The 22281-nt window shown below is 39.6% G+C and carries 17 protein-coding genes and 2 CRISPR repeat arrays (1 of these 19 running past the window's edge); of the genes, 3 read left to right on the top strand and 14 right to left on the bottom strand.

Features of this window, described 5'->3' with window-relative positions; genetic code table 11:
* Positions 1-123: 123 nt before the first annotated feature.
* From WKK05_RS39260 to WKK05_RS39270, 3 genes are all read right to left on the bottom strand, one after another.
* Positions 124-399, bottom strand: coding sequence for a hypothetical protein (locus WKK05_RS39260; protein ID WP_341531653.1), 276 nt, complete (start codon positions 397-399; stop codon positions 124-126).
* A 369-nt stretch (positions 400-768) separates the two neighbouring features.
* Positions 769-2811 carry a CRISPR-associated helicase Cas3' gene (gene cas3 / locus WKK05_RS39265; protein ID WP_341531654.1) on the bottom strand — a complete coding sequence of 681 codons (2043 nt, stop codon included), beginning with the start codon at positions 2809-2811 and terminating at the stop codon, positions 769-771.
* 2 nt (positions 2812-2813) lie between these two features.
* Positions 2814-3422, bottom strand: a complete 609-nt coding sequence (locus WKK05_RS39270; RefSeq protein ID WP_341531655.1) for a DEAD/DEAH box helicase family protein — start codon at positions 3420-3422, stop codon at positions 2814-2816.
* Positions 3423-3549: 127 nt separating this feature from the next.
* On the opposite strand from WKK05_RS39270, the gene WKK05_RS39275 reads away from it, so the two are divergent.
* Complete coding sequence (locus WKK05_RS39275) at positions 3550-4188, top strand: Uma2 family endonuclease (RefSeq protein ID WP_341531656.1); 639 nt, start codon at positions 3550-3552, stop codon at positions 4186-4188.
* A 62-nt stretch (positions 4189-4250) separates the two neighbouring features.
* Here WKK05_RS39275 and WKK05_RS39280 read toward each other — a convergent pair whose 3' ends face one another.
* The 10 genes from WKK05_RS39280 to WKK05_RS39325 form a co-directional block, all read right to left on the bottom strand.
* A complete protein-coding gene (locus tag WKK05_RS39280) occupies positions 4251-5162 on the bottom strand; it encodes a putative CRISPR-associated protein (RefSeq protein ID WP_341531657.1) in 912 nt (303 codons plus the stop codon).
* 22 nt (positions 5163-5184) lie between these two features.
* Positions 5185-5946 (bottom strand): CRISPR system precrRNA processing endoribonuclease RAMP protein Cas6, encoded by a 762-nt coding sequence (cas6, locus tag WKK05_RS39285; protein ID WP_341531658.1) that lies wholly within the window; start codon positions 5944-5946, stop codon positions 5185-5187.
* 15 nt (positions 5947-5961) lie between these two features.
* A complete protein-coding gene (locus WKK05_RS39290; RefSeq protein WP_341531659.1) occupies positions 5962-7245 on the bottom strand; it encodes a protein kinase in 1284 nt (427 codons plus the stop codon).
* A gap of 27 nt (positions 7246-7272) precedes the next feature.
* Positions 7273-8547, bottom strand: a complete 1275-nt coding sequence (gene csm5, locus WKK05_RS39295; RefSeq protein ID WP_341531660.1) for a type III-A CRISPR-associated RAMP protein Csm5 — start codon at positions 8545-8547, stop codon at positions 7273-7275.
* 2 nt (positions 8548-8549) lie between these two features.
* Entirely contained in the window at positions 8550-9632 is a 1083-nt protein-coding gene (gene csm4, locus WKK05_RS39300) for a type III-A CRISPR-associated RAMP protein Csm4 (RefSeq protein ID WP_341531661.1), read from the bottom strand.
* Positions 9633-9635: 3 nt separating this feature from the next.
* Positions 9636-10586, bottom strand: a complete 951-nt coding sequence (csm3, locus tag WKK05_RS39305; RefSeq protein WP_341531662.1) for a type III-A CRISPR-associated RAMP protein Csm3 — start codon at positions 10584-10586, stop codon at positions 9636-9638.
* A 2-nt stretch (positions 10587-10588) separates the two neighbouring features.
* Positions 10589-11017, bottom strand: a complete 429-nt coding sequence (gene csm2 / locus WKK05_RS39310) for a type III-A CRISPR-associated protein Csm2 (protein ID WP_341531925.1) — start codon at positions 11015-11017, stop codon at positions 10589-10591.
* A 98-nt stretch (positions 11018-11115) separates the two neighbouring features.
* Positions 11116-13401: a type III-A CRISPR-associated protein Cas10/Csm1 gene (gene cas10 / locus WKK05_RS39315; protein WP_341531663.1), complete on the bottom strand. Its 2286-nt coding sequence runs from the start codon at positions 13399-13401 to the stop codon at positions 11116-11118.
* A gap of 15 nt (positions 13402-13416) precedes the next feature.
* Entirely contained in the window at positions 13417-14349 is a 933-nt protein-coding gene (locus WKK05_RS39320) for a CRISPR-associated protein Csx3 (RefSeq protein WP_341531664.1), read from the bottom strand.
* A gap of 42 nt (positions 14350-14391) precedes the next feature.
* Positions 14392-14697 (bottom strand): CRISPR-associated protein Csx3, encoded by a 306-nt coding sequence (locus WKK05_RS39325; RefSeq protein ID WP_341531926.1) that lies wholly within the window; start codon positions 14695-14697, stop codon positions 14392-14394.
* A 100-nt stretch (positions 14698-14797) separates the two neighbouring features.
* On the opposite strand from WKK05_RS39325, the gene WKK05_RS39330 reads away from it, so the two are divergent.
* Together WKK05_RS39330 and WKK05_RS39335 are read left to right on the top strand one after the other, a co-directional pair.
* The gene (locus WKK05_RS39330; RefSeq protein WP_341531665.1) at positions 14798-16165 is read left to right on the top strand and encodes a TIGR03985 family CRISPR-associated protein; all 1368 of its coding nucleotides are present in this window, start codon (positions 14798-14800) and stop codon (positions 16163-16165) included.
* Between the two features lie 7 nt (positions 16166-16172).
* Positions 16173-16745, top strand: a complete 573-nt coding sequence (locus tag WKK05_RS39335) for an HD domain-containing protein (RefSeq protein WP_341531666.1) — start codon at positions 16173-16175, stop codon at positions 16743-16745.
* 62 nt (positions 16746-16807) lie between these two features.
* Positions 16808-19144: a CRISPR direct-repeat array (repeat unit 37 nt; unit sequence GTTTCAGTCCCCTTGCGGGGTAATGGTTCGTGGAAAC).
* A 294-nt stretch (positions 19145-19438) separates the two neighbouring features.
* On the opposite strand, the gene WKK05_RS39340 is transcribed toward WKK05_RS39335, so the two are convergent.
* Positions 19439-19894, bottom strand: a complete 456-nt coding sequence (locus WKK05_RS39340; protein ID WP_341531667.1) for an EVE domain-containing protein — start codon at positions 19892-19894, stop codon at positions 19439-19441.
* 210 nt (positions 19895-20104) lie between these two features.
* Positions 20105-22281: a CRISPR direct-repeat array (repeat unit 37 nt; unit sequence GTTTCAGTCCCCGTGAGGGGATTTAGTCAATGGAAAC) (it continues 753 nt past the right edge of the window).

Consider the following 22281-nt stretch of genomic DNA (forward strand, 5'->3'; position numbering starts at 1 on the left):
AGGCGTATGACCTATGAAAGTTGTGAACTGAATAAGATTCTATACCCCGTTGGAAGAGGGGTATTCCAAAACAAAATTACACCCTCCCCAACAAACACAAAAAACTGTTCAGTTTAACTAAATTCAATGAGAAATTTTTGTCCAGCTTATTGGTGAGAAGATTACATCCCATCGCCACATATTGCCGGATTTACTTTGATGTGAGGGTATGATTCGTAAGATTCCGTGTGGATAGGAAAGCTGAAGATTACCCTTTTTAGCTCGTTGACGAATTTCTGTAGTCGAAACTCGTTCATTTGCCAATATTTGGTAAAGTTCTGTAACTTTCTTGGTGAACAAACCCTCAGCCAAAATAGATTCTGAGTGGCTGAGGTTCAAGGTTGCTAGTTTTTCGGTCATAATTATGGAGATACAAAAGTCTGATACGGCTCAATCTGAAATTTCAGCCGTTCAGGTGGTCTAAAAATCAAGCGTCTCTGAAGTGCTAGTTCAGGGACGCTTTTGATTGTACATAGAATATAATTCTTTTTCAATCCATATGAGTATACTTTTACTTTAAAGTTGTATTCTCGGTATTGTATTCTAGGAATAGCAGACAGATGAACAAATACTGTGTGGATGGTAATGAATCCTGGTAATGGGGATAATCCTGATACAACGGGACTGAAACTACTCTTATGGGTTGAAGTCTTCCATTCAGTCCATCTGTCTGTTATCAAACACAAGACTTTTGAAAACGTAGTAAAAAAATTACCAGCAAATAAATAGCTAGATGTTATAAAGTTGCACCGAACGCTGATCGCACAATCTTAAACCTCTGACCACTAATAGATAAAGTTGTAAATACTCAATTTGGTCATTAGTAAATCGATTCAAATCAAATTCTCGTTTGAGAGGATAGATATTCTTGCTGAGATTGGCTGATGGTAGAGTTAAGGTAGAGGGCAAATACCGCAGCATGGTTTTCCAACTTTGAGCGATCACTTGTTGTGCTTGCGGGTGTAGCTGTATAGTTTTAATTCGGGTTAAGTCTGCTTCTTGCCATCCTCCAGTCCAAGCTGAGTGATGACGGCCTGCTGCTAGTATCACTGTGTGCCGTATGTATTGAATCTGTTCCTTATCAGCAGAAAAATAATCCTCTAGTAAAGGCACTAAGCATTGATTCAAAATATCTTGAGCTAAGTATGCACTCTCGATAGCATGGTTGGGGCGCTGATGTTTTTTCTCGTGGGCTTTGAGTGCAGTTTTTTGCTCCTGGGATTCGGGATTGTAGTCAGTATGTGCCAATAAGTATGCTTTGGGATTTTTAGCTTGGAATGATGTGTGAGCGATCGCTTGCCATCCCCGCATAACTTCTTGCCATTTGATTTGGAGTTTACCTAAGTCATGGGTAAAAATAGCTAACAACACCAGCAATTCAAAGAGTGCTTCTGTATCCTGCTGTTGTATTTCGGGAAAGATTCTGCTTTTGATTAATTGTCCACCTGCTTTTAAAAGCTCATCTTTGACGCTGTTATAAGCCGTATGCACAGGTTCACCATTTTTCAGATGAGTAGTTTCAAAGGAGCTGCGCCAACAAGTCCACATACACCCCAAGTGACCCGCATAAGTATCCATATGGTAACGATACTCATTTTTGATGAAACGTTGTGGTTTTGGCGGTGATGCAAAACCATTCCCAAACTCATTGATCCCAATAAGTAAACCAATGTGTTCGTCATAGTAGAGATAGCGTGGATTGACCAAAATCTGAATACTGCTAACCAATGCTGCACGGGAAATAATAGGACTACAAACAGGTTGGCTATAGCTTTCAGATTTTTTCTTTGGAAGTTCAATTCGCTGAAAAATCCAATCTGCTCCAAAACCTGAACTTTGAAATTCTCTCCAAGCTTTACATAGAGTAGAGATCGGCACTGAAAAAGCAAGTAACTTGCGGGGATCGATGGTTTGTTCTTCAATGTCAATCCTTGGCGTTTGTTCCCAGACAAACAAACTGCGATTATCCACTGAGCGAATTAACTCGCTTGCAGCAGATTGGCATCCTCGAAAATATGCAGCTTCAAAATGCTGTTCAAACTGCATCTGGTTATTTTGTCGGCGCTGTTGCTGCAATAAGTCTTCTGCGGTGTGAACCTGATTAATCCAATTCTCTTCAGTGCGAAATCCAACATTTTCGTTGGCTTGTGCGGACTGAGTGTGTGCTTCTAAAACTTGCCATGTCAGTTCGCACGTTTCTTTGGGATAAGGTAAAAAACTTTGCTTTTTGGGGTCAGATTCCTCTTCTTCTAAATCTGCGATCGCTATTGTACAAGAAGCTGGATTCACTTCAATAGTAGGATAAATATAGACTTCTCCTTGCTCACCCCGAAACCGAGAGCAACGTCCTGCCCGTTGCAAGAGTGAATTCATGGGACAAAGTTGAGTGTGCATGGCTTGGCAAGTAATGTTGATTCCTGCTTCAATTACTTGCGTAGAAACTAAAATGTAGCAATCGCCATCGTCTTTCCAGTCTTGAGCAAATATAGTTTTGAGGTCGGTTTCTTTTTGGGCGCGGTGTTCTGGTAAGAATCTAGAATGCAGCAGTGTAACGTGCAATCTTTCATTGTGGTTTAGTTCTTCTAAATCCCTGAATAATCCCTGAGCCTGAGAAACAGTGTTACAGATGACTATTACTCGTTTACGCCCATAAGCTTGAATATCGTCTAGGATGACAGAGGCATTAAGTGGATAGGACACAGATTGGAAGGTACGGCAGCGATCGCCTTCTATCACCTGTAAATCTGCGTCTTCAATTTGAATAATTTCCATGATTAATCAATCAAGTTTTTGATTTGGATGGCAAGTTCATTTGTAAGCGTGGCGGTCATCAGTAAGAATGGTGCGATACCTTTGATCTGCTGCAAAACTTTCAGCACAGTAGCAAAAGAACGGTCTGGGTCAAGCAGATGTAATTCATCGAACACTAAGTATGAAGCGAAAATCGCTCCTGAGTTAACATTGGCAGAACCACGACCGACTGAATAGGGAATATTGAGGAAACTGCTTAACATTTGGTCAATTGTGCAGAAGACTATATCACCTTCAAAGCGGGGGTCTTCTGGGTTTTCTCCTGTTTGTAGGGTGACAGTTAGGGAACGGGATGATGGATAAGCCTTTTCCCAATTTGCAACTAATGTTTCAGTCCGTTGGCGGAGACTGTTGGCCAATGTTCGCAGAGGTACAACGTAGATGAGCTTGTTGGGGAAGTCTATATTGAGGGCTTTGGCGAAGAGGAAGGGTGCAATCGCTGTTTCTGTTTTTCCTGAACCTGTTGGTGCGCGGAGTAGGATATCTTGGTGATTGAGGAGTTTAGCGATCGCTTCTCGTTGAAAGTTGCGCGGGGGAAATGTAGTCAGGGTTTGGAAATATTTATCAATCATAATTGATAAAATGAATTAGGATAATTTTTGAGATTGGTCAGTAATTAGTTATAAATTTTCAAATTTATACTACAGTCCTCACTGATTACTGACTATTATTGATTGCTTACTGATTGTGCGAGGAATTATGCTGCTAACTGAACGTCGCGCTGATCGAGTGGTTCTCTACAATATCAGTTGGCAAAAATTTGAGAATTTATTAGTAGACTTAGGTGAAAGTCGTGCAGCTAGGGTAGCTTATGATGATGGTACGTTAGAGATTATGACACCATTAGCAGAACATGAATATTACAAAGAAATAATTGGTGACATTATCAAAGATACGGCTGAAGTTTTAGAGCTAGATTATGAGTGTTACGGTTCAGCTACCTGGAAACGAGAACTAAAAAAGGCTGGGGTAGAATCTGATAATTGTTTTTATTTCCAAAATGAAGCTTTAATTCGAGGCAAGCTCAAGTTTGATTTAAATCAAGACCCACCTCCAGATTTAGCTTTAGAAATTGATGTTACCAGTAAATCTCTAGATCGCTTTCCTATCTATGTACGATTAGGTGTACCTGAAATTTGGTCTTATGACGCTGGAGAAATCAGAATTTACCAATTGCAAGGTGAAGAATATATCCAAACAGAAACAAGTTTAGTATTTTTTAATTTGAATATTCAAGAAATTCCTTCACTAATTGAAAAATACCGTATGGCAGGAAGACGGGTTTTCCGACAAGCAATTAGGGAATGGGTACGAGGACAGATGGGTGAAGAAGGGTGAGGCGATTGCTTCTCGTTGAAAGTTTTATGGTGGAAAAGTAGTTAAACTTTGGAGATGTTGATTTAAACTAAGCTACCTAAGCGCTCGCGTAGCTCTTTTGTTGCTTGTTCCAAATGTTCTGGTGTATAACCTGTAGTTTCCACAGAAACGGCGATATGTTTTTGTTCACTTTCATGTAAATGAATCCAAAATACATGACGCTCATCAGGTGTTTTCCGTGTAGCTGCTTTTACACCATTCTTAGGAGCAGAAAAAGCATTTTTGTCAAAGCGCACATACTCAATCCAAGAAATATTTTGGAGCATTTTTTCTACTTTTTTCCACACCTTTGGTCGATGATGACCGTAGGAATCATCTTGAACTTTGATAATCTTTGATCTATCTAAACCAGATTCAGGTAAATTTGCACGGTTTACTAATACTTGAGGTTGAGCGTTATCAGATAAATATGGTAAGTAAATAAGTGCCTTATATTGTTCGTGAACATAGCATACAGGAACTTTAAAAGTGTTGCCTATTAGTGCCATAACCATTGTTTGGGCTTTAAAACCGCCGGTTGCTGCTAAAGTAACATTTCCCTGCGCTTCTATAATCAATTTTTTTAGAAGTATCGCCATTTTTTCTAATGCCGAACCTGATTCATCTAACTCATAGTTAATTCCTGGAACTGGATGCAAACATACATTTTTTTGAGACAAAACAGTGTGTAAATACTCCTGTATTATCTCAGCACATTCTAAGCCAGATGGAGTATCTGAATGCAATAATATAATTTCATCATTAAAACTGGGATTAAGCCGCCAGATTGTATTTGTTTCGGCACTAACAATTTCTTGATCTATTTCATTCATCCATTTAAGAGCTATTTGCCGATTTCCTATTGTTTTCTGACCAACCCAAGGACGTTTATTCTCTAAATTATCATCACGATTAGTAAGAAGTGAAGTACCTACAGTCATTATCATTGTTTCCATGATATTTTAATTCCCTAAATTTTTAGTAGTTTATTAATGTCTGTCCCATACTTAAACGTGTCTTCATTCCCGTACCAGAAAACCGTGCATATTGAACCAATAAATTAGCCACATTTGCCAGTAAAGGATCAGCACGACTTAAAACTTGTAAAGTTACATTACCAACAAATCCATTTACAAATCCTTTATGTAATTGATAACTTCGTGTTTGAATTTTGTGATTTTTAAGTACAACAACGTTATCAAGATAAGCAATTAATTCATCACTTCCTAAATAAACAGGTGCAAAAGTATTCCAGCGTTCTAACCAACTGCGAAACATTAATGTAGGTAAGGGTAGAGGTAAGTTTGTTCCACACTGAGCAAAAGCTGTAGGTGTAATGAACTGCAACTTATACCTTCTGAATGATTCTGGCTCTTTTGCTACCAAATTTGTATATATTTCTTCATAGTTGGTAATTTCGTCTTGGCGGTTGATGACGTTAAACTTAGCACCAAGGAAATTTAGTGAAGGAGGTAATTCAAGAATAGATATTGCCTTTGCTGCTTTTTCCTGTAAACCGCAAAGGGATAATTGATAAAATTCATCAGGATGAAAAGTTATAAAGTTACCTGATATTGAATAAAATCCCAGAAGTCCTGAAAATGTAGTAGATGGAATTATCTCATTTCCCATTTCTAACCCCATACATTGGTGCAAGTACTTAACTAATTCCAAACTATAGGTACGTGGTAAGATAGTAGGCTCATGTACAGTTAATGTCCAACTAGAGCGAATTAACATAATTATTAAATATGCTTAGATATTGTCCAAAATAGCTATATAACTAGGTCTGAACTTTACAGATCTTCTAAAAGATTCAATCGCTTCTTCCTCGCGGCCAAGAAGATTTGATGTATATCCTCTATATAGCCAAGCCACTGCATAATGCAGATGAAACTGAATTGCTGTATTGAAAGCAATTAAGGCTTCTTCGTAAAAATTTAATTTATATAGTAAAATGCCTTTGTGAAACCAAGCTTCTGAAGATTTTGATTTTAGTTTTAAAGCTTGATTATACGATTCTATTGCGTCATTATACAGATGAAGATAGGTTAGAGTAATACCCATGTTAAACCAGGCTTTATAATGCTTTTCTTGAATATCAATCACTTTTTTATATAGTAATAACGCTGCCTCATGATATTTTCTATTTCTAAGTTCATTAGCCCTTTTATACCAAATATCAGCATAGTTCAACTTAAAAGTTTTTATTTTTATATTTGTTAACTTAGCTTGCAAATAGTTAATATCGCTTAAAACTTCTGATGCTGATTGATAACGATATCTAAAATAACACGATGTCATTTTATCTAAAATATTTGCCAATTCAGGGCTAATATCAGCTTGATGACGCCAGATAAACTCTCCATTATCATCTTTCAAGGGAATAGCACCAATACAAGCTTGTATTACAATAACACCAACTGCATACACATCACTATAAAATCCTGGTCTACCATTTGCTTGTTCATCCGGCATATAATTTTCTTTCCCGATCGCTATCGTATGAGAACGTCTCGGTAATCCTTCATTATCAATTAATATTTGTTTAACAGCCCCAAAATCAATTAAAACTAATTTATTATCTTTTCTTCTCCTAATCAAATTATCTGGGGTAATATCACGATGTATAACGTTATGTTTTTGAATAAAATGCAATATCTCTAGGATGCTTATTAGTAATTCATAAATTTGTAACTCATCAAAGAAAATATTTTCTAATTCTTCAGTCAATTCATGCCCGTCAATAAATTCTTCAACCAAATATAATTCTTGGTTTTCTTCAAAGTAATCAATCAATTTTGGAACTGTATCATATTCTCCTAGATTACTCAGAACCTTAGCTTCATTATCGAATAAGCGTTTTGCAGTTTCCCATGTCATTGTACTTAATGGACTCAGTAAAGGCTGAAGATGTTTAACTACACACCAATAATCATCAGCAAAATTATTATCTTTTGCTAAATAAGCCCGACCAAATCCGCCTCCACCTAAATAATAAATAATGTGATAGCGTCCACCAATTATCTTGCCAATCATTTTTGTGGTAACTACTATTTACTTGAATTACAAAATTTTGAACTTTACCCATCCTGGTATATATTTAATTTCTCCTTGTTTATCTACAACTATGCGTCTAGATTTTGGAGCTTCGAAACCAGGTGCTTTCAGCCCACAAGAGTCACGAATTTGCTCTCTTAGATCATCTTTAAATAATAAATTTACAGTTGTTCCAATCATTCCACTTGCCCAGCCGAATCGTAAATGGTGTGGACACTCCTCTGGCTCGTATATATTGCGAATTTCCCTAAAGTTTAACTTAATGCCAGAAGAACTTAAATTATCATCAATTCCTAACCAATAGTCGTGTTCATAATCCCATTGATCTTGAGCAAATTCTTTACAAATGTTCAGTATGTCTTCAATTTTATTGAAAGGAATACGCATAGCTTGCTTATGTTGAAACCAAGACAGCATTTCCTGGTCTATACTGATTGTGAATTGAGTCTTTACATTTCGTACCATTTCTGAGTAGATCGAAGCTCGATATTTAGCTTTACGGTCTGGAAAACGGCTAGAAATTATTACTTCAGTTACGATCGGTAGATTTAAATAGATAACTTGCCCACGTTGGTCAATCTTGTTTTCCAATAAAGGCTCAGTATCAGTAATTTGAACTGCTCTCATAAAATCAGAATTTTGCAGACTTACTTTACCTAAAGTTGGTCTCTCTTGATAGATAAGATTGAAGTCAGTAAAAAGCTGATTCATAAATAGTGTGTCATCACTAAACTTTGCTTGTTGCTTGAGATTGCCTATTTTTTGGCGTAGTCTACGCTCGATCTCACTGACTCTTTCTCCTTTAGGAATCTGGTAATGGTCAGCGTGTTTGAGTAAGTGATAAGCAATAGCTGTTCTAATTGCTCCCTTAATAGATGAACCAGGAATATACAATTGCCCAAAACCATTACGAATCATCGGACGAAGGTCAGTAATTTTCTGCTGTGTCCATCTCAAGCTACTTGTATGCTTAGGAAAAATAGGTTCTTTATTCGAGTCACAAGCATTTTCCCAGTCATCTCCAAAAGTTGCTTGCAGCAGAGTGTTAAGTTCTTCTTGATTCTCAATGCGGCGAATATATTCATTCATGCGACCTTGTTGTTGAAAAGCTCTTGCAAGCACTTCTGGGTTAGGGAGATACACTCGCTTGCTTGTGGCTGTATACTCAAATGGACTCAATTTAGATACAGCACTGCCAATATGTAACATTGGGCTAGTGAGTTGAATTTGCTTACTTTCATATACTTCTGGTTTAGAGAGAATACAATCGGAAGCAACCATGATTATTCCTCCTGCGCTTTAATGGTTAAACTCAAACTAATGCCACTGCGGTAAACTTTGTGGTCTAAAAATTTTCCTATTTTATCAGGAGTTACATCTGCAAGCTGTCCTTGAGGAGCAATGGAAAAGACAGAACCTTCTGTAAACATTTGTACTGATTTACGTCTCAACTGTCGCCCATCGGAAACAGGAGAAGCAAGCCAGCCACCTCTTTGTTGCAGTTCATAACTTGCATCATCTAAAATTTCTTTAGGTAAAGGATGCTGCCAGAACAAACTAATTAAACAATGGTGATTTGTATCCTTAAAATCAAGCACTTGCTTCCAAATATCAGTTAATTCTGTTTGCTGTGTTTCAAAGTGTCCAGCACCGCTAGAACGCTCACCACCAATTCCTTCGCCTCCCATAAAATCTAAAACAGCAAAAAAAATATTTTCTAAATCTGGTTCAGCAAAACGAACAAGAAAATATAAACCTGATAAACTTTCAAACTCGTCAGATTCTTTCTGGCTGCCTTCCCATTGATACTGCACAAATCCTGTGGAGTAAATATTCGTTGCTCTTGTAACTCTATCAACAGCTATCTTAGGAACCTTGTTGATTTTAAAAGCCTCATTATACTTAAAAGTGCCTTTTTGATTTAAGACTCCCTTAGCTTCACCTTTGATTTTTGCTTCAAGTTCTTCACCATCTGAAAATCCATTTCCTTGATACCAACGTTGCCAAATATCTAAAGGCAGATACTTCAAAGACTTATAAGCTTTGATAAAGTTTAAATCATTTCCAACTGGATAATTGGGAGGAAATTTTAAAGGACACGGTAAGTAATATGTTGTATTCTCTCCTGTACTGTGAAAGATAAATGTGGAACTCAGACGAAATAGTGGTTCTGGTTGAGAGTTGAATTTCTCTAGAAAGTTTGTAGTAGCATCTTTACCAAACAATTTTGAGTAACTACTTACCCAGGCAGAAAATAGCGTATCTGATAGTACTCGTTCGCTGGTTTCTTCCATACCAATACCCAGTTCACCAAAGTGGGCAACATTTCGCCCAAATTTCAGTTTGACTAACTTCCAGATGCTCACTTTTTAACTCCCTGGTAATAAGCCTTGAATTTCGCTAAATCTGCTTAATAACTCTGAGGTATCACCCAAAGAAATAGGACTTAATGAACTACCTCCAGTATTAGTAATCTGGCGGTATTGTTCTACATCATGGTAAGAAAATTGAAAGTTATGAAATTTGACTTTGCCGTAACCTCTTGACCCATGTCCGCCTAAAGCGTCATCCTCTAATATGGCAACTGCGATCGCTAAGTTCTTTAAATCCTCAATAGCTTGACTAGCATCCTCCACCGTATAAACAAGTTCAAAACGAAACTCTGAACCTGCTGGTACTCGTTCTAACTGTCTTGGGTTAGCTGCTGCTGTAATTCGATCCAAGCCATTCTCAAACTTCCACTCGGTCATATATAACCCAGTGTCAATTTTCTTTAACTTTTTAGCTGAGTCTGGTAAAAGATGGCTATCGCGAACAATAAGTCGAGCAGGTGCGTTTCGACCTTTAGTGCTGGTGTAGCTCTCACCATTAATAGGTTTAGTGCTATTTTCTTCTAAACACTGGGCTTTCACGATATAAGTTTTGATCCAAGTTTTTGCTCCACTTCCAGGCCCGCCTGTAGAGCCAAAAATACGGCTTAGTTGGCAATGACGAGCGCCTTGATATGGAATATCTTGTCCATCAATTTCCGTGTAACCATCTTCTAAATCATCACTTTCATAGCGGTATGTACCACTTCCACCTGTGCGGTTGAGTGGTTTATTCAGTAGACGTTCTAAAATTGAGCGTAGTTTGCCTTTGATAGATGATCCTGGTAAGTAAGGATGTCTAGTAATTGGGTCACGAATTACGGGTTTATCCAATCCACCAATGTTCAGATTCTCCCCACCACCGCCAATATGAAGGCCAGTTTCAACTAGAATGATGCTTGTGAGACGTAATTTGCCAAGTAATGGTTTTTGCTCTCTTGATGCTGACATGATTATTTCCCATCCTCTGCTTTGTGATAAGCAATAATTGATTCAATCAACTGAACAAGGCGATCAAAGTCTTCTTTTGTATATACCTTGTCAATTGCAGCTGACATGACTTTACTCAATGATTTGACAGCATCCTGTCGTGCGGCTGCATAGGCAAGTTTAGGTTTAAGTAAAACTATTTCATCTTTAATCTTTGCAAATTTTGCCTTTTCCTTTTCTTCTTCTTTCATCTGAGATTGTTGAATTTCTTCATCATCCTGATTAAGCTTTGCTTTCAAACGATTTATCGCATCCAGAAATTTGCGAATCTGGTTCGTTTCTAGCTTCTGCTTTTTCAGTTCTGGCCCGAAAGCTTCAGCGTCTTCAACTAACTTACGAATTGGATAGTCTTTCAAGCATTTAAAATTATCAGATGTAATATATTTGAGCATTTCTTGACTGATATCTTCAGATTTTTTGATCGCAGCTTTAGAAACTGCCAATTCTTTATCTAATTTGACTGATGATTTAAGTCGTATTGGTTCTGTCATTATGCTTGTGTTCTTGTAAGTAGTTCAATCCAAGTAGCGATTGCCGGAAAATAAGGGGCATTGTATGGACTCATCAAAGACTGCCGAATAAGTACAAAATCTTCATGGCTGCGTAATTTTTGAGGCAATTTCGACATAGTATAAGCTAACTTCGGTAAATGTAGAAAATATTTGATATCATTTATTTCCTCTTTTTTTGCTTTTTTTAATGCTAACTCCTGGATTTCAGCCGTTACCAAAAGGTTACGAATAAAACTTTGAGGATATCCTAAATCTGGATTATTAAACAATTTATCTACAAAAGGCAATATTCCGAACAATCCCAATTGCTCCTTTTTACTAATGTATAATTTAGATTCTGCAATAACTTTGATATTATCTGTTGATACATTAGTTTGACCTAGCCATTCATCCCACTTAAAGACTTCTCCAAATAAACATAAACTATCTCGCTTGTTTGCTTTTGCCTTCTTTTCAGATTCACCTGAATCAGAAGCTGCTTGATAAATAGGATATTTTACATCATTAATACTGATACCTCCCGAGAGTGTAATATATGGATTATGACCTGTGTAAGCTCGAAAAGATTGGTAGATATCAAAAGCAAATTCAACAACTTCATCCCAAGAACCACTGACAAATAAATCATCTCCACCTGCATAGATAAACAAAAGATTTAGCCGTGCAAATTTTTTTTGATTTTTGTCATTAGTTAATATTTTATGATTCTCAGGTAAAGTATCTTTTCTATTAGCTGCCAAACTATTGAGATACACCTTAAAAAAATAACTCATCTGACGTGATAATCCCGCAAGCCTTGGCAAAGTGTGATTATCACCCAATCCCTTAGCAAATATTTTTCCTAGATTATCTACATCCATTCGTAGATAACCAACTCTTTTTATTCCTTTTGCTTCTTCTGCTAATTCATGAGCGCGGATAAAATTTCCTTGGTTTTCAAAACTTTCTTGACCATAATTTCCTAGTAAAAGAGGTACAGAATGAGGTAAGTGATAATCTTTTATTTTCCAGTTATTGATTAAGAATAGTGTTTCATCATTTTGAATTTGTTGTGTTGGTAGTTGGTTAAAGAGAAAATAGTGAGAATTATTAATAATATAATCGGCATCTGACTTACTTGATATATTATTATGACGCGAACGCACAACAGCCTTAGTTTTAAATAACTGACTACCTAGCTGGAACATTTCACGGCAAGTTGGGCAAGCAAGAATAGAATCATCTTCAGTATTTAATTGCTCTAAATCTGTAGTATCATCTCTATAGCAAACGCGACAGCGATCGCCAAAACTATCACGTACTGCAAGTAAGTTATTTATCTGTTCATAAAACTTACGCTTTTTTTGCTTATTAAGTTGGTGAATTACTTCATTCCAATGAGATGATAAATTTTTATTTACTATATCATTAGTATAAAAAGTTTTACACTCAAGAGCTAGAAATACTTTGTGTTGAAATTTATTTATTAGCCAATTATTAAACTCATTTTGAATTTGTTTAACTTTCTCCTCTGTTTTATTACTTGCCGCAGCTAGTAAGTACAAATTCCCTCCACCTGCATATATAATGCTAGTTCGTGGTAAATTTAACTCTTCTAAAAGCTGCTGTACAATTTCTTCTGTAACCAATTCAAGATAAAAACTTCTCGCCCTCAGTGATTTAAGCGCGCCATCCGAAGAAATAGTATAAATAAATTTTTGGATACCTGATAAATCACCAGCAATCAAGCTAATATTTTCAGCTTCAGAATTATCGAATAATGCTACTGCAACTGCTGCTGTAGCTCTATTCATATCTACCAAAGCTACATCAGATTCTGTAAAGCTAAGACATGAGCCAAACTTTTCTAATATCAGCATTAACAAAGAAAGATTTTCCCAATTTTCATGAAGAGACTCTAAAACTTCTTTTTTAATTTTTTCTTTGAAAGCTTTTTGTTCTTCTTGAGGTTCATAATTTAAAGGGTAAGGAATCTTTGGATATTCTTTGTTGTCATTATCAATAGGCATCAGTGGATGGTAATGCAGTTCTGATGTTTCTTGCTTGAGTTCATCAGATGGATTCACTCTGTCAAATAACAGGCGTAATGTACCTACTTCTGTATCTTTTTTCCAACCTAGAATTTCTTTGGCTCTGGTAACTTCTGGATATTCCTCAACAAAATTGAGTTTAGAAGTTAATGGATTATTTGGATCTGCCCATCCAGCCAAGGCTGCGATCGCTTGTTGAACAACCTGTAACGCGACTTGAGAGCTTGTCATCATAAAAACTTTTTTTTACTACAATTGCGAACTACCGCACAACCCCACCAATAGCCGCCCTAAAGCCTGTACTATAGGACGAGATGAAACATCCTCTCCCCGTTTAAGACAATGAATACTCCCAGTTAGCAACGGTGATTGAGTTACAAATTTATCTTTTTTAGCTTGAAGATCGCTATCAAGATTAGCAATGATATGTATATTCAAATCGCGGCAAAACTCTTCCCATAGCAGAACTTCTTCCTTGCCCTCATTCCCAGCTAAAATCACCGCATGAGTTGCCTCACGCATAATGACTCGATTTTCTTGGCTGATTTTACCGCCTACATCGATAATGTTTAGTGGTGTATTAGCGCTCCGTACCCAACCCGCAGCTTTCTGTGCAAATTCTGCCGTGAACTTGGCTTTATACTCATCCTTCAGTTGTCTTGCTAAATCTGGATCTCGCCGTGCAGCATCAGAAAACCAAGCGCCTTCACCATCTGGACAGGCAGTAATTACATAAGGATAGGGTGCGCCAGGAATAGCGCTTATTGCTTGCTTTAAACCCTCACGCAAACATGACTTACCAGACTGTGGAGGGCCACAAAGTACAACTTTGATAATTGGTTTAGTCTTGTGCGGTTCATCCGTTTCAATAAGTTCGCCGATTGTGTATGCCGGAGTTTGGGAAACTGCTGTAATAAAAGTTTTATACCCTGGTCTACCAATCTTGGGGTCAAAAACAGCGATCGCACTATACAGATGAGATATCTTGTGGGCTATCAAATAACTAACGGCAACAGATGCTGGCCCATCAATCTTTAGTAGTTTTCCTCCAGATAGTTCACCTAATGCCAACATCTGATCTAAACGAGCCGCCGCATCCTGCACTATTTGGTCACCATTCGCAGGTCTGCCAAACCTGACTTTCAAAACATCGCCTTCCAGACTGATATGATACGTTGTCATAAAATTTACTAATAACTACACTCATTTTTTGCCCATCAAATATCAATCAATTAAGTCTCCCAATTTATATGAAGGATTGTGTGTGATACAAATCACATATTTACCTAACTTAGGATCGTAAAAAGCAACTGCCCCGTAGATGTGAGCCAGCTTGTGTGCTAAAACAAATGCTACAGGTATAGAAATCGGCCCGTTAATCTTGAGTAACTGACCTCCTGCTAATTCACCTAGTGTTGCCATTTCCTCCAATCGGGCTGCGGCATCACGTACAATCTGGTCATTTTGGGCAGTTTCGCCAAAACTTACTCGTAATAGGTTGTCTTTAATCTCAATTTTGTAAGTAGACATTACCATTGCTTTGATTTGCTGGGTACATCATACACGCACTTGGAAAAGATGTCTTCCAAAAGGATGTATCTTAAAGAAAGTTATTTATCGAGATTCGGCTGTGTCTGAATTAGTATTTCAAGACGTTGCTCAAGTTGAATTATTGCAATGGTTAGCACGCGGTTCACTAAAGCAAAAACTGTTGCGGACAATTCGATTATGGGTGTGGTTGCGATCTCTCTATGGCGATCGTCAAGAGCGTTTAGCTTTAAATGATTCGTTTACTTACGCGGAATGGCGAGACGCATTTTTTAGTTTCACTCACACTAAAGGCGAAGAAGTTCCAAGCTTGCACGATCCTAATTGCCCCTGTGCTAAAACAACTCAAGAGTGGTTATTTAACGAGAAAACGGGTGTTGTTGCTCACCAATGGCAAGAATCGTTGATGGCTCACACTGGGATAACAGATTCTAGAAAAGTATTAAAGCGAAGATTGTTTGGTATAACTCGTCGTTCCTTGCAAGGCGATTTGGAAGTTCTAGCAGACTTAGGTTGGTTGGTTTATAAAAACGAAAAATATTACCGTGTCAGCGAGTTTCCAGAACGTCCAGTTACGCCAAAAGATGAAGCTGAATCTAACAAACTGAGTGTTTATGAATTAAATTTCCTTCACGATGATTTGGTGGGATTTGCCCAGAATCACTTTCAGAAAATTAACGGGGTACAACGCTTTTTTCTGAAAGTAGACTATGTTGTACCTCGTAGTACCTTAGATGCTGTTGATGATTGGCAGTATCAGTTAAGAGAGCTTTGGGCAAAAACTCCAGTTCCACCAATTAAACTAACTTACGCAAGTGCCAAAGTTGGGCATCAGCTTGATTGCATTGTTTATCCAGTCTGTATTTACTACGTACAGAGGGCAGTTTATTTATGTGCTTACGGTGAAAGCCCCGAGAAACAAAGCGAATGGTATAACTTCCGCCTTGACCGTATTCAAAAGATGATTCTTTTGAGTTGGGATAACTCCGGATTGCCCTTAAATTTAGTCCAAAATTATCAAAAGCATATTTTACCCAGCCCAGATTATATTGCTTTGGAAATGTCTAAAGCTTGGGGATTTGATTTTTATTTGCCTTCACAACTCATGTTGATACGGTTTGAGCGAGATTTTGGCGATCGCTATGTCAAGGGTACTGAAAGACATGAAACCTTTGAAGAAATTTCTTACCAACAAGCACAAAAATTAATTAAACAAAAAATCGAACAACCAGAACAACAGACTTTGCTCAAAATTCTGGCCAATCGCTCGCCCCAAGATGCTTATTATCAAGTATTTATTCGTTATCAAGACGAGAAATACAGAGATAACAACGTCATCATGCGTTTACGTGCATGGCGGCCTAAATGCGAAGTTCTCTTTCCTTATGAATTAAGACAAAGTATTGCCGACGATGTAGCCAAAGAATTTCAGCTTTACCATCAACATTAATTTTCCTATGAATACATTACAGTTAACAACAAAATTTGAAGAAGCATTAGTTTATGCAACTCGTCTCCACGCTAACCAAACTCGCAAGATTAGTGGTGTCCCCTATGTGGCTCATCTGTTGAGTGTCGCCGCACTCATACTAGAAGCTGGCGGAACCGAAGAAGAAGCGATCGCGGGCCTATTGCACGATGCAATAGAAGACCAAGGCGGCAAATCCACCCGTGAGGAAATCCGTCAGCGTTTCGGTGAGACAATCGCTATGATAGTTGATGGCTGCACCGAATGTGACACATACCCGAAACCTCCTTGGTTCGAGCGGAAACAGAGATATTTAGAAAATCTGCGTCATGCTTCACCCTCAGTCCTGCGGGTGTCTTTGGCAGATAAACTGCACAATGCAAGGTCATTATTGTCAGACCTCCGACAACACGGCAGCAGCATTTGGAAAGAGTTTAAAACTGGTAGGGAAGGAACTTTATGGTTTTACCAACAGTTACAGCAAGTTTATAGTGCTACTGGTTCAGATTTCCTGACTCAAGAGTTCTCACGGGTGATTCAAGAGCTTTGCAACGAAAGCTAAGAATTCGATTCAATTTTTAATTCCCTTACAGGGTAATGGTTTGTGGAAACTTACTTATAAAGATTTCAGTCCCCTTGCAGGGTAATGGTTCGTGGAAACCCCATGCCTATCTCTGTAGCCATCGCTGAGACGACGTGCGTTTCAGTCCCCTTGCGAGGTAATGGTTCGTGGAAACACAGCCTACCCTGTCTCAGTTATCGGTAATTATCTAGAAGTTTCAGTCCCCTTGCGGGGTAATGGTTCGTGGAAACGTTTGATGAAAATGGAGAAGAGAAAAAGATTCCAGGTGGTTTCAGTCCCCTTGCGGGGTAATGGTTCGTGGAAACTGATATCCGCTCTCTGTTTGAGTAATAACGATTTTGTGTTTCAGTCCCCTTGCGGGGTAATGGTTCGTGGAAACCGGACGCGTTTGCTATTTGCGAGTCTCTTGGAAAAGTTTCAGTCCCCTTGCGGGGTAATGGTTCGTGGAAACGCTGCTAGCCCACTCTCTATACCCGGATCGGTTGTCGTAAGGTTTCAGTCCCCTTGCGGGGTAATGGTTCGTGGAAACATTAGTTAGCTCAGGCATTGCACCCCAGGTAGATGAACGTTTCAGTCCCCTTGCGGGGTAATGGTTCGTGGAAACGCGGCGATCGCAAGAACAAATATCTTAGATTGTGGTGGTTTCAGTCCCCTTGCGGGGTAATGGTTCGTGGAAACAAAGCCATAAAAGGGCAGACACTTTAGCTAAAGCATAGGTAGTTTCAGTCCCCTTGCGGGGTAATGGTTCGTGGAAACCCAAAGAGTATATCGTGACTATGGATGAGAAAAAAGTTTCAGTCCCCTTGCGGGGTAATGGTTCGTGGAAACAAAGCTGTTTTGCTGATCGCGTAGTTGTTGCTCAGTGTATTGGGTTTCAGTCCCCTTGCGGGGTAATGGTTCGTGGAAACGCGATCGCTCAGAATTGGCTCACATATCTCAAGGGTTTCAGTCCCCTTGCGGGGTAATGGTTCGTGGAAACGCTTGACGGTGATCGCTATAAACCGCCTCCTTGTCTGCGGGTTTCAGTCCCCTTGCGGGGTAATGGTTCGTGGAAACCTAATTGCTGTGTCATACTTAGCCAGCGTTGTCCGGTTTCAGTCCCCTTGCGGGGTAATGGTTCGTGGAAACTTTTATCAACAACACTGCTTGGAAAGGTGGAGCAGTAGTTTCAGTCCCCTTGCGGGGTAATGGTTCGTGGAAACTTTGCTAATTTCGAATTTAACGGCAAAAGTTACGAAAGTTTCAGTCCCCTTGCGGGGTAATGGTTCGTGGAAACCTGCCGCGATCGCACGCCTAAAAATGGCTAAAACAATGTTTCAGTCCCCTTGCGGGGTAATGGTTCGTGGAAACACTCTTTTCCTTGGTACTTCTACTGTTCACAATCATTGTTTCAGTCCCCTTGCGGGGTAATGGTTCGTGGAAACCTGCAAGGCATTCCCGGAGTAACAGCAGTAATTCAAAGTTTCAGTCCCCTTGCGGGGTAATGGTTCGTGGAAACCCGATATCCTATTTATGGAGGAGCGATCGCAATATCGTTTCAGTCCCCTTGCGGGGTAATGGTTCGTGGAAACCAGCGGTATAAGCTTTCCCAGTACGTAAATCACAAGTTTCAGTCCCCTTGCGGGGTAATGGTTCGTGGAAACCTAAGATATTCAGAGGGTTAATGGCATCCCCTAAGCGTTTCAGTCCCCTTGCGGGGTAATGGTTCGTGGAAACACTCTGGGCGTTCAACCTAAAATGGGGCCATTCCCGTTTCAGTCCCCTTGCGGGGTAATGGTTCGTGGAAACGTTTTTTCGCATCAACAATTGATACGGGTACTTGGTTTCAGTCCCCTTGCGGGGTAATGGTTCGTGGAAACACGATCTAGTATGCGGGTGGCTTGCACGATGCTTGGTTTCAGTCCCCTTGCGGGGTAATGGTTCGTGGAAACTTGCAGCCCCTCCGGTAAAGAAGCCTGCCATTGCTACACTCGTTTCAGTCCCCTTGCGGGGTAATGGTTCGTGGAAACGCAAGTTTCCCGGTATTTGTTGCCCACCATTGGAAACAATGTTTCAGTCCCCTTGCGGGGTAATGGTTCGTGGAAACCTAACAGTACCAAGACAGCACCTCACGCTGGTTGGGTGTTTCAGTCCCCTTGCGGGGTAATGGTTCGTGGAAACGTCAGTCCCAGGATTCCCTGTGGCAGTAGAACCAAGTTTCAGTCCCCTTGCGGGGTAATGGTTCGTGGAAACTTTTAACCTCTCAATTAATCGACTGGTTGGGATAACGTTTCAGTCCCCTTGCGGGGTAATGGTTCGTGGAAACGTAGATGAAATGCACCAGTGCTTGCAATCCTTTGAAGTTTCAGTCCCCTTGCGGGGTAATGGTTCGTGGAAACTGCTCGGTGCTGAAACTATTACAGAGCAAGCTTCCTGGGAAGTGATTTGACGGATCGAAAATTTGGGTCATTTTCAGCCGCTCTTATTGCAAGTAATTTGCAACTTCCCTTAGCACTGAAACTTTGAAACTATTATATTGTCAAGGTTCTGGCAATTTTGACGAGTCCCCAGAGATTTTGCTCTCGCTTCGACTTGCCAAATATGAGGCTGATACAGACATCATATGGCGATTACTTAGGTTTGTCGAGTATTTTCTTGACTATAACTGATTCTTGGATATTGGGACTCGGCGTTTAAACCATTTTCATCGCTAAGATTTTCTGAGCTACTGCTTCACTGATGGGCATCACTGATAACCGATTTCCTGTTCTGACCAGTATCAATTCTCCAGGGCTAAATTTCTCCCTGAGTGTTGACAATAAGATGGGCTGGTTAAACGCTTCAACGAACTCTACTAAAACTGTTTGCCACCGTGGTGATTCAGGAGTCGATTTTGAATCATAGTATTTACTATCTAGCTTAAATTGTGTCGGGTCAGCAATATCTGTTTTGGTTACACGCATTAACCCAGCAATGCCAGGACAAGGAGTGTTGGAGTGATAGAAAAAAGCTAAGTCTCCGATCAGCATTTGACGTAGATAATTGCGAGCTTGGTAATTGCGTACACCATCCCAGACAGTTTCACCCTGCTGTTGAAGGTCAGCGATACTGTAGGCTTCTGGTTCTGATTTCATCAGCCAATAATTCATCGACAAAACATAGATATACAGGCTTTTTAATTTACCATTTGAGTCTGTTTTGGCGCTATTTCAACAGGATTTTCGCGAAATCCTTTGACATATTGTGGAGTAATGGCTCATAAACACCACCAGCGATCGCTAGATGAAGTTGGAGAGTTCGCTTTTTGTCTATGGAAACCTGGATGAGGAATATCAATATACTTGCTAGCCTCTACAAACGTTTCAGTCTCCTTGCGGGGTAATTAAGTTTGGAAACGACCAGTCCGAGAACCCACAAGAAAAACTACGAGAGTGTTTCAGTCCCCGTGAGGGGATTTAGTCAATGGAAACTTGAGTGTAATAAACCAAATCAGTTGTCCCATAAGCGTTTCAGTCCCCGTGAGGGGATTTAGTCAATGGAAACTGTATCGGAATAAAAACAATGTGTAGATCGCTACATTGTTTCAGTCCCCGTGAGGGGATTTAGTCAATGGAAACATCTTTACGTAAAAAATGCAAAGGAGGGAGGAGAGAATGTTTCAGTCCCCGTGAGGGGATTTAGTCAATGGAAACTTTTCTGTTAACAGGCAAGTCATCGTAGATTGACATGTTTCAGTCCCCGTGAGGGGATTTAGTCAATGGAAACCAGTTCATTCTCAAACTTGAGCAAGGAGACAAAGTAGAGTTTCAGTCCCCGTGAGGGGATTTAGTCAATGGAAACTGATTTGCATCAAGAATTATTTGGAGAGTGGCAGGTTTCAGTCCCCGTGAGGGGATTTAGTCAATGGAAACCAACTAGATAAGGAGCTTAGGCGATCGCTAGGTACGTTTCAGTCCCCGTGAGGGGATTTAGTCAATGGAAACAAAATAGTAACCTAGCATTAGAATTATGTGGGTCTAACGTTTCAGTCCCCGTGAGGGGATTTAGTCAATGGAAACTTTAACTCTTGATAATATTTATCTAATTTTTGTTTAGCAAGTTTCAGTCCCCGTGAGGGGATTTAGTCAATGGAAACAATGTTTGCCATAAACGCAACATTTTATTATCGACATGTTTCAGTCCCCGTGAGGGGATTTAGTCAATGGAAACAGTATCAGATTAAGGAAATTCTCTTTCTGTTCAATGTTTCAGTCCCCGTGAGGGGATTTAGTCAATGGAAACCAACAAAAGCCCCTTTTTTTTATGTATGTGCATAGAAAGTTTCAGTCCCCGTGAGGGGATTTAGTCAATGGAAACTCAAAATGGGGTGATTGCGGCTACTGCTAACAATATATCGTTTCAGTCCCCGTGAGGGGATTTAGTCAATGGAAACATTAGGTAAGATTGCAGTCCGATCTATCTTCGTAAATCTGTTTCAGTCCCCGTGAGGGGATTTAGTCAATGGAAACTCAAATTATTAAAGACTTAAAAACAATCGGAGATGTGTTTCAGTCCCCGTGAGGGGATTTAGTCAATGGAAACGCAAAATTAACCATGATTGATCAAGCTGCAAAGTTAGTTTCAGTCCCCGTGAGGGGATTTAGTCAATGGAAACCAACACGCAAAAGCTTTATTCCTGCTACATATACAGGTTTCAGTCCCCGTGAGGGGATTTAGTCAATGGAAACTCTGGTGTTGCGATCGCAGCAGGTGCAATTTCTCGGGTTTCAGTCCCCGTGAGGGGATTTAGTCAATGGAAACCTATGCAGTAAAAGTTACTGGCAACTCTGGGGTGTTGTTTCAGTCCCCGTGAGGGGATTTAGTCAATGGAAACCTTGAATGTTGAAACAGGTGATAGGCTTACAACAATGGTTTGGTTTCAGTCCCCGTGAGGGGATTTAGTCAATGGAAACCTCTTGCGGCGACAAATGCGACACTCCCAACTCTGCGTTTCAGTCCCCGTGAGGGGATTTAGTCAATGGAAACTTTTAGGGGATATATTAGCCATTCAAACTGTACTTGGTTTCAGTCCCCGTGAGGGGATTTAGTCAATGGAAACCTTTTTGTAAGCTTCTCCTGATTCTAACTGTTGTATGTTTCAGTCCCCGTGAGGGGATTTAGTCAATGGAAACTCCATCAGATACCCTTTGGCAAGCCAAGCTGAAATCAAGTTTCAGTCCCCGTGAGGGGATTTAGTCAATGGAAACCCAGTCAGGGAAGGACAGGAAATTATAAGTATTGAAAGTTTCAGTCCCCGTGAGGGGATTTAGTCAATGGAAACCTGTATTTGGTGGTCAGAACTAAGTGAGCTTTTAAATGTTTCAGTCCCCGTGAGGGGATTTAGTCAATGGAAACAAACTGCTAATGCTTTTGATGTTTTGAAAAAGCAAAGGTTTCAGTCCCCGTGAGGGGATTTAGTCAATGGAAACTCAACCTGCGCTGCTAGCATTTTGTGAACCATCTGATTGTTTCAGTCCCCGTGAGGGGATTTAGTCAA

It is taken from the genome of Nostoc sp. UHCC 0302 (assembly GCF_038096175.1).
In the GTDB taxonomy this organism is placed as follows: Bacteria; Cyanobacteriota; Cyanobacteriia; order Cyanobacteriales; family Nostocaceae; genus UHCC-0302.

Coding starts and splice junctions, on each gene's coding strand:
- csm5 (WP_341531660.1), bottom strand. CDS start 8,547: ATGGTTGCTTCCGATTGTATTCTCTCTAAACCAGAAGTATATGAAAGT.
- cas3 (WP_341531654.1), bottom strand. CDS start 2,811: ATGGAAATTATTCAAATTGAAGACGCAGATTTACAGGTGATAGAAGGC.
- cas10 (WP_341531663.1), bottom strand. CDS start 13,401: ATGATGACAAGCTCTCAAGTCGCGTTACAGGTTGTTCAACAAGCGATC.
- cas6 (WP_341531658.1), bottom strand. CDS start 5,946: ATGTTAATTCGCTCTAGTTGGACATTAACTGTACATGAGCCTACTATC.
- WKK05_RS39325 (WP_341531926.1), bottom strand. CDS start 14,697: ATGTCTACTTACAAAATTGAGATTAAAGACAACCTATTACGAGTAAGT.
- WKK05_RS39270 (WP_341531655.1), bottom strand. CDS start 3,422: ATGATTGATAAATATTTCCAAACCCTGACTACATTTCCCCCGCGCAAC.
- csm2 (WP_341531925.1), bottom strand. CDS start 11,017: ATGCTCAAATATATTACATCTGATAATTTTAAATGCTTGAAAGACTAT.
- WKK05_RS39335 (WP_341531666.1), top strand. CDS start 16,173: ATGAATACATTACAGTTAACAACAAAATTTGAAGAAGCATTAGTTTAT.
- WKK05_RS39290 (WP_341531659.1), bottom strand. CDS start 7,245: ATGATTGGCAAGATAATTGGTGGACGCTATCACATTATTTATTATTTA.
- WKK05_RS39260 (WP_341531653.1), bottom strand. CDS start 399: ATGACCGAAAAACTAGCAACCTTGAACCTCAGCCACTCAGAATCTATT.
- WKK05_RS39320 (WP_341531664.1), bottom strand. CDS start 14,349: ATGACAACGTATCATATCAGTCTGGAAGGCGATGTTTTGAAAGTCAGG.
- WKK05_RS39340 (WP_341531667.1), bottom strand. CDS start 19,894: ATGAATTATTGGCTGATGAAATCAGAACCAGAAGCCTACAGTATCGCT.
- WKK05_RS39280 (WP_341531657.1), bottom strand. CDS start 5,162: ATGGAAACAATGATAATGACTGTAGGTACTTCACTTCTTACTAATCGT.
- WKK05_RS39275 (WP_341531656.1), top strand. CDS start 3,550: ATGCTGCTAACTGAACGTCGCGCTGATCGAGTGGTTCTCTACAATATC.
- csm3 (WP_341531662.1), bottom strand. CDS start 10,586: ATGTCAGCATCAAGAGAGCAAAAACCATTACTTGGCAAATTACGTCTC.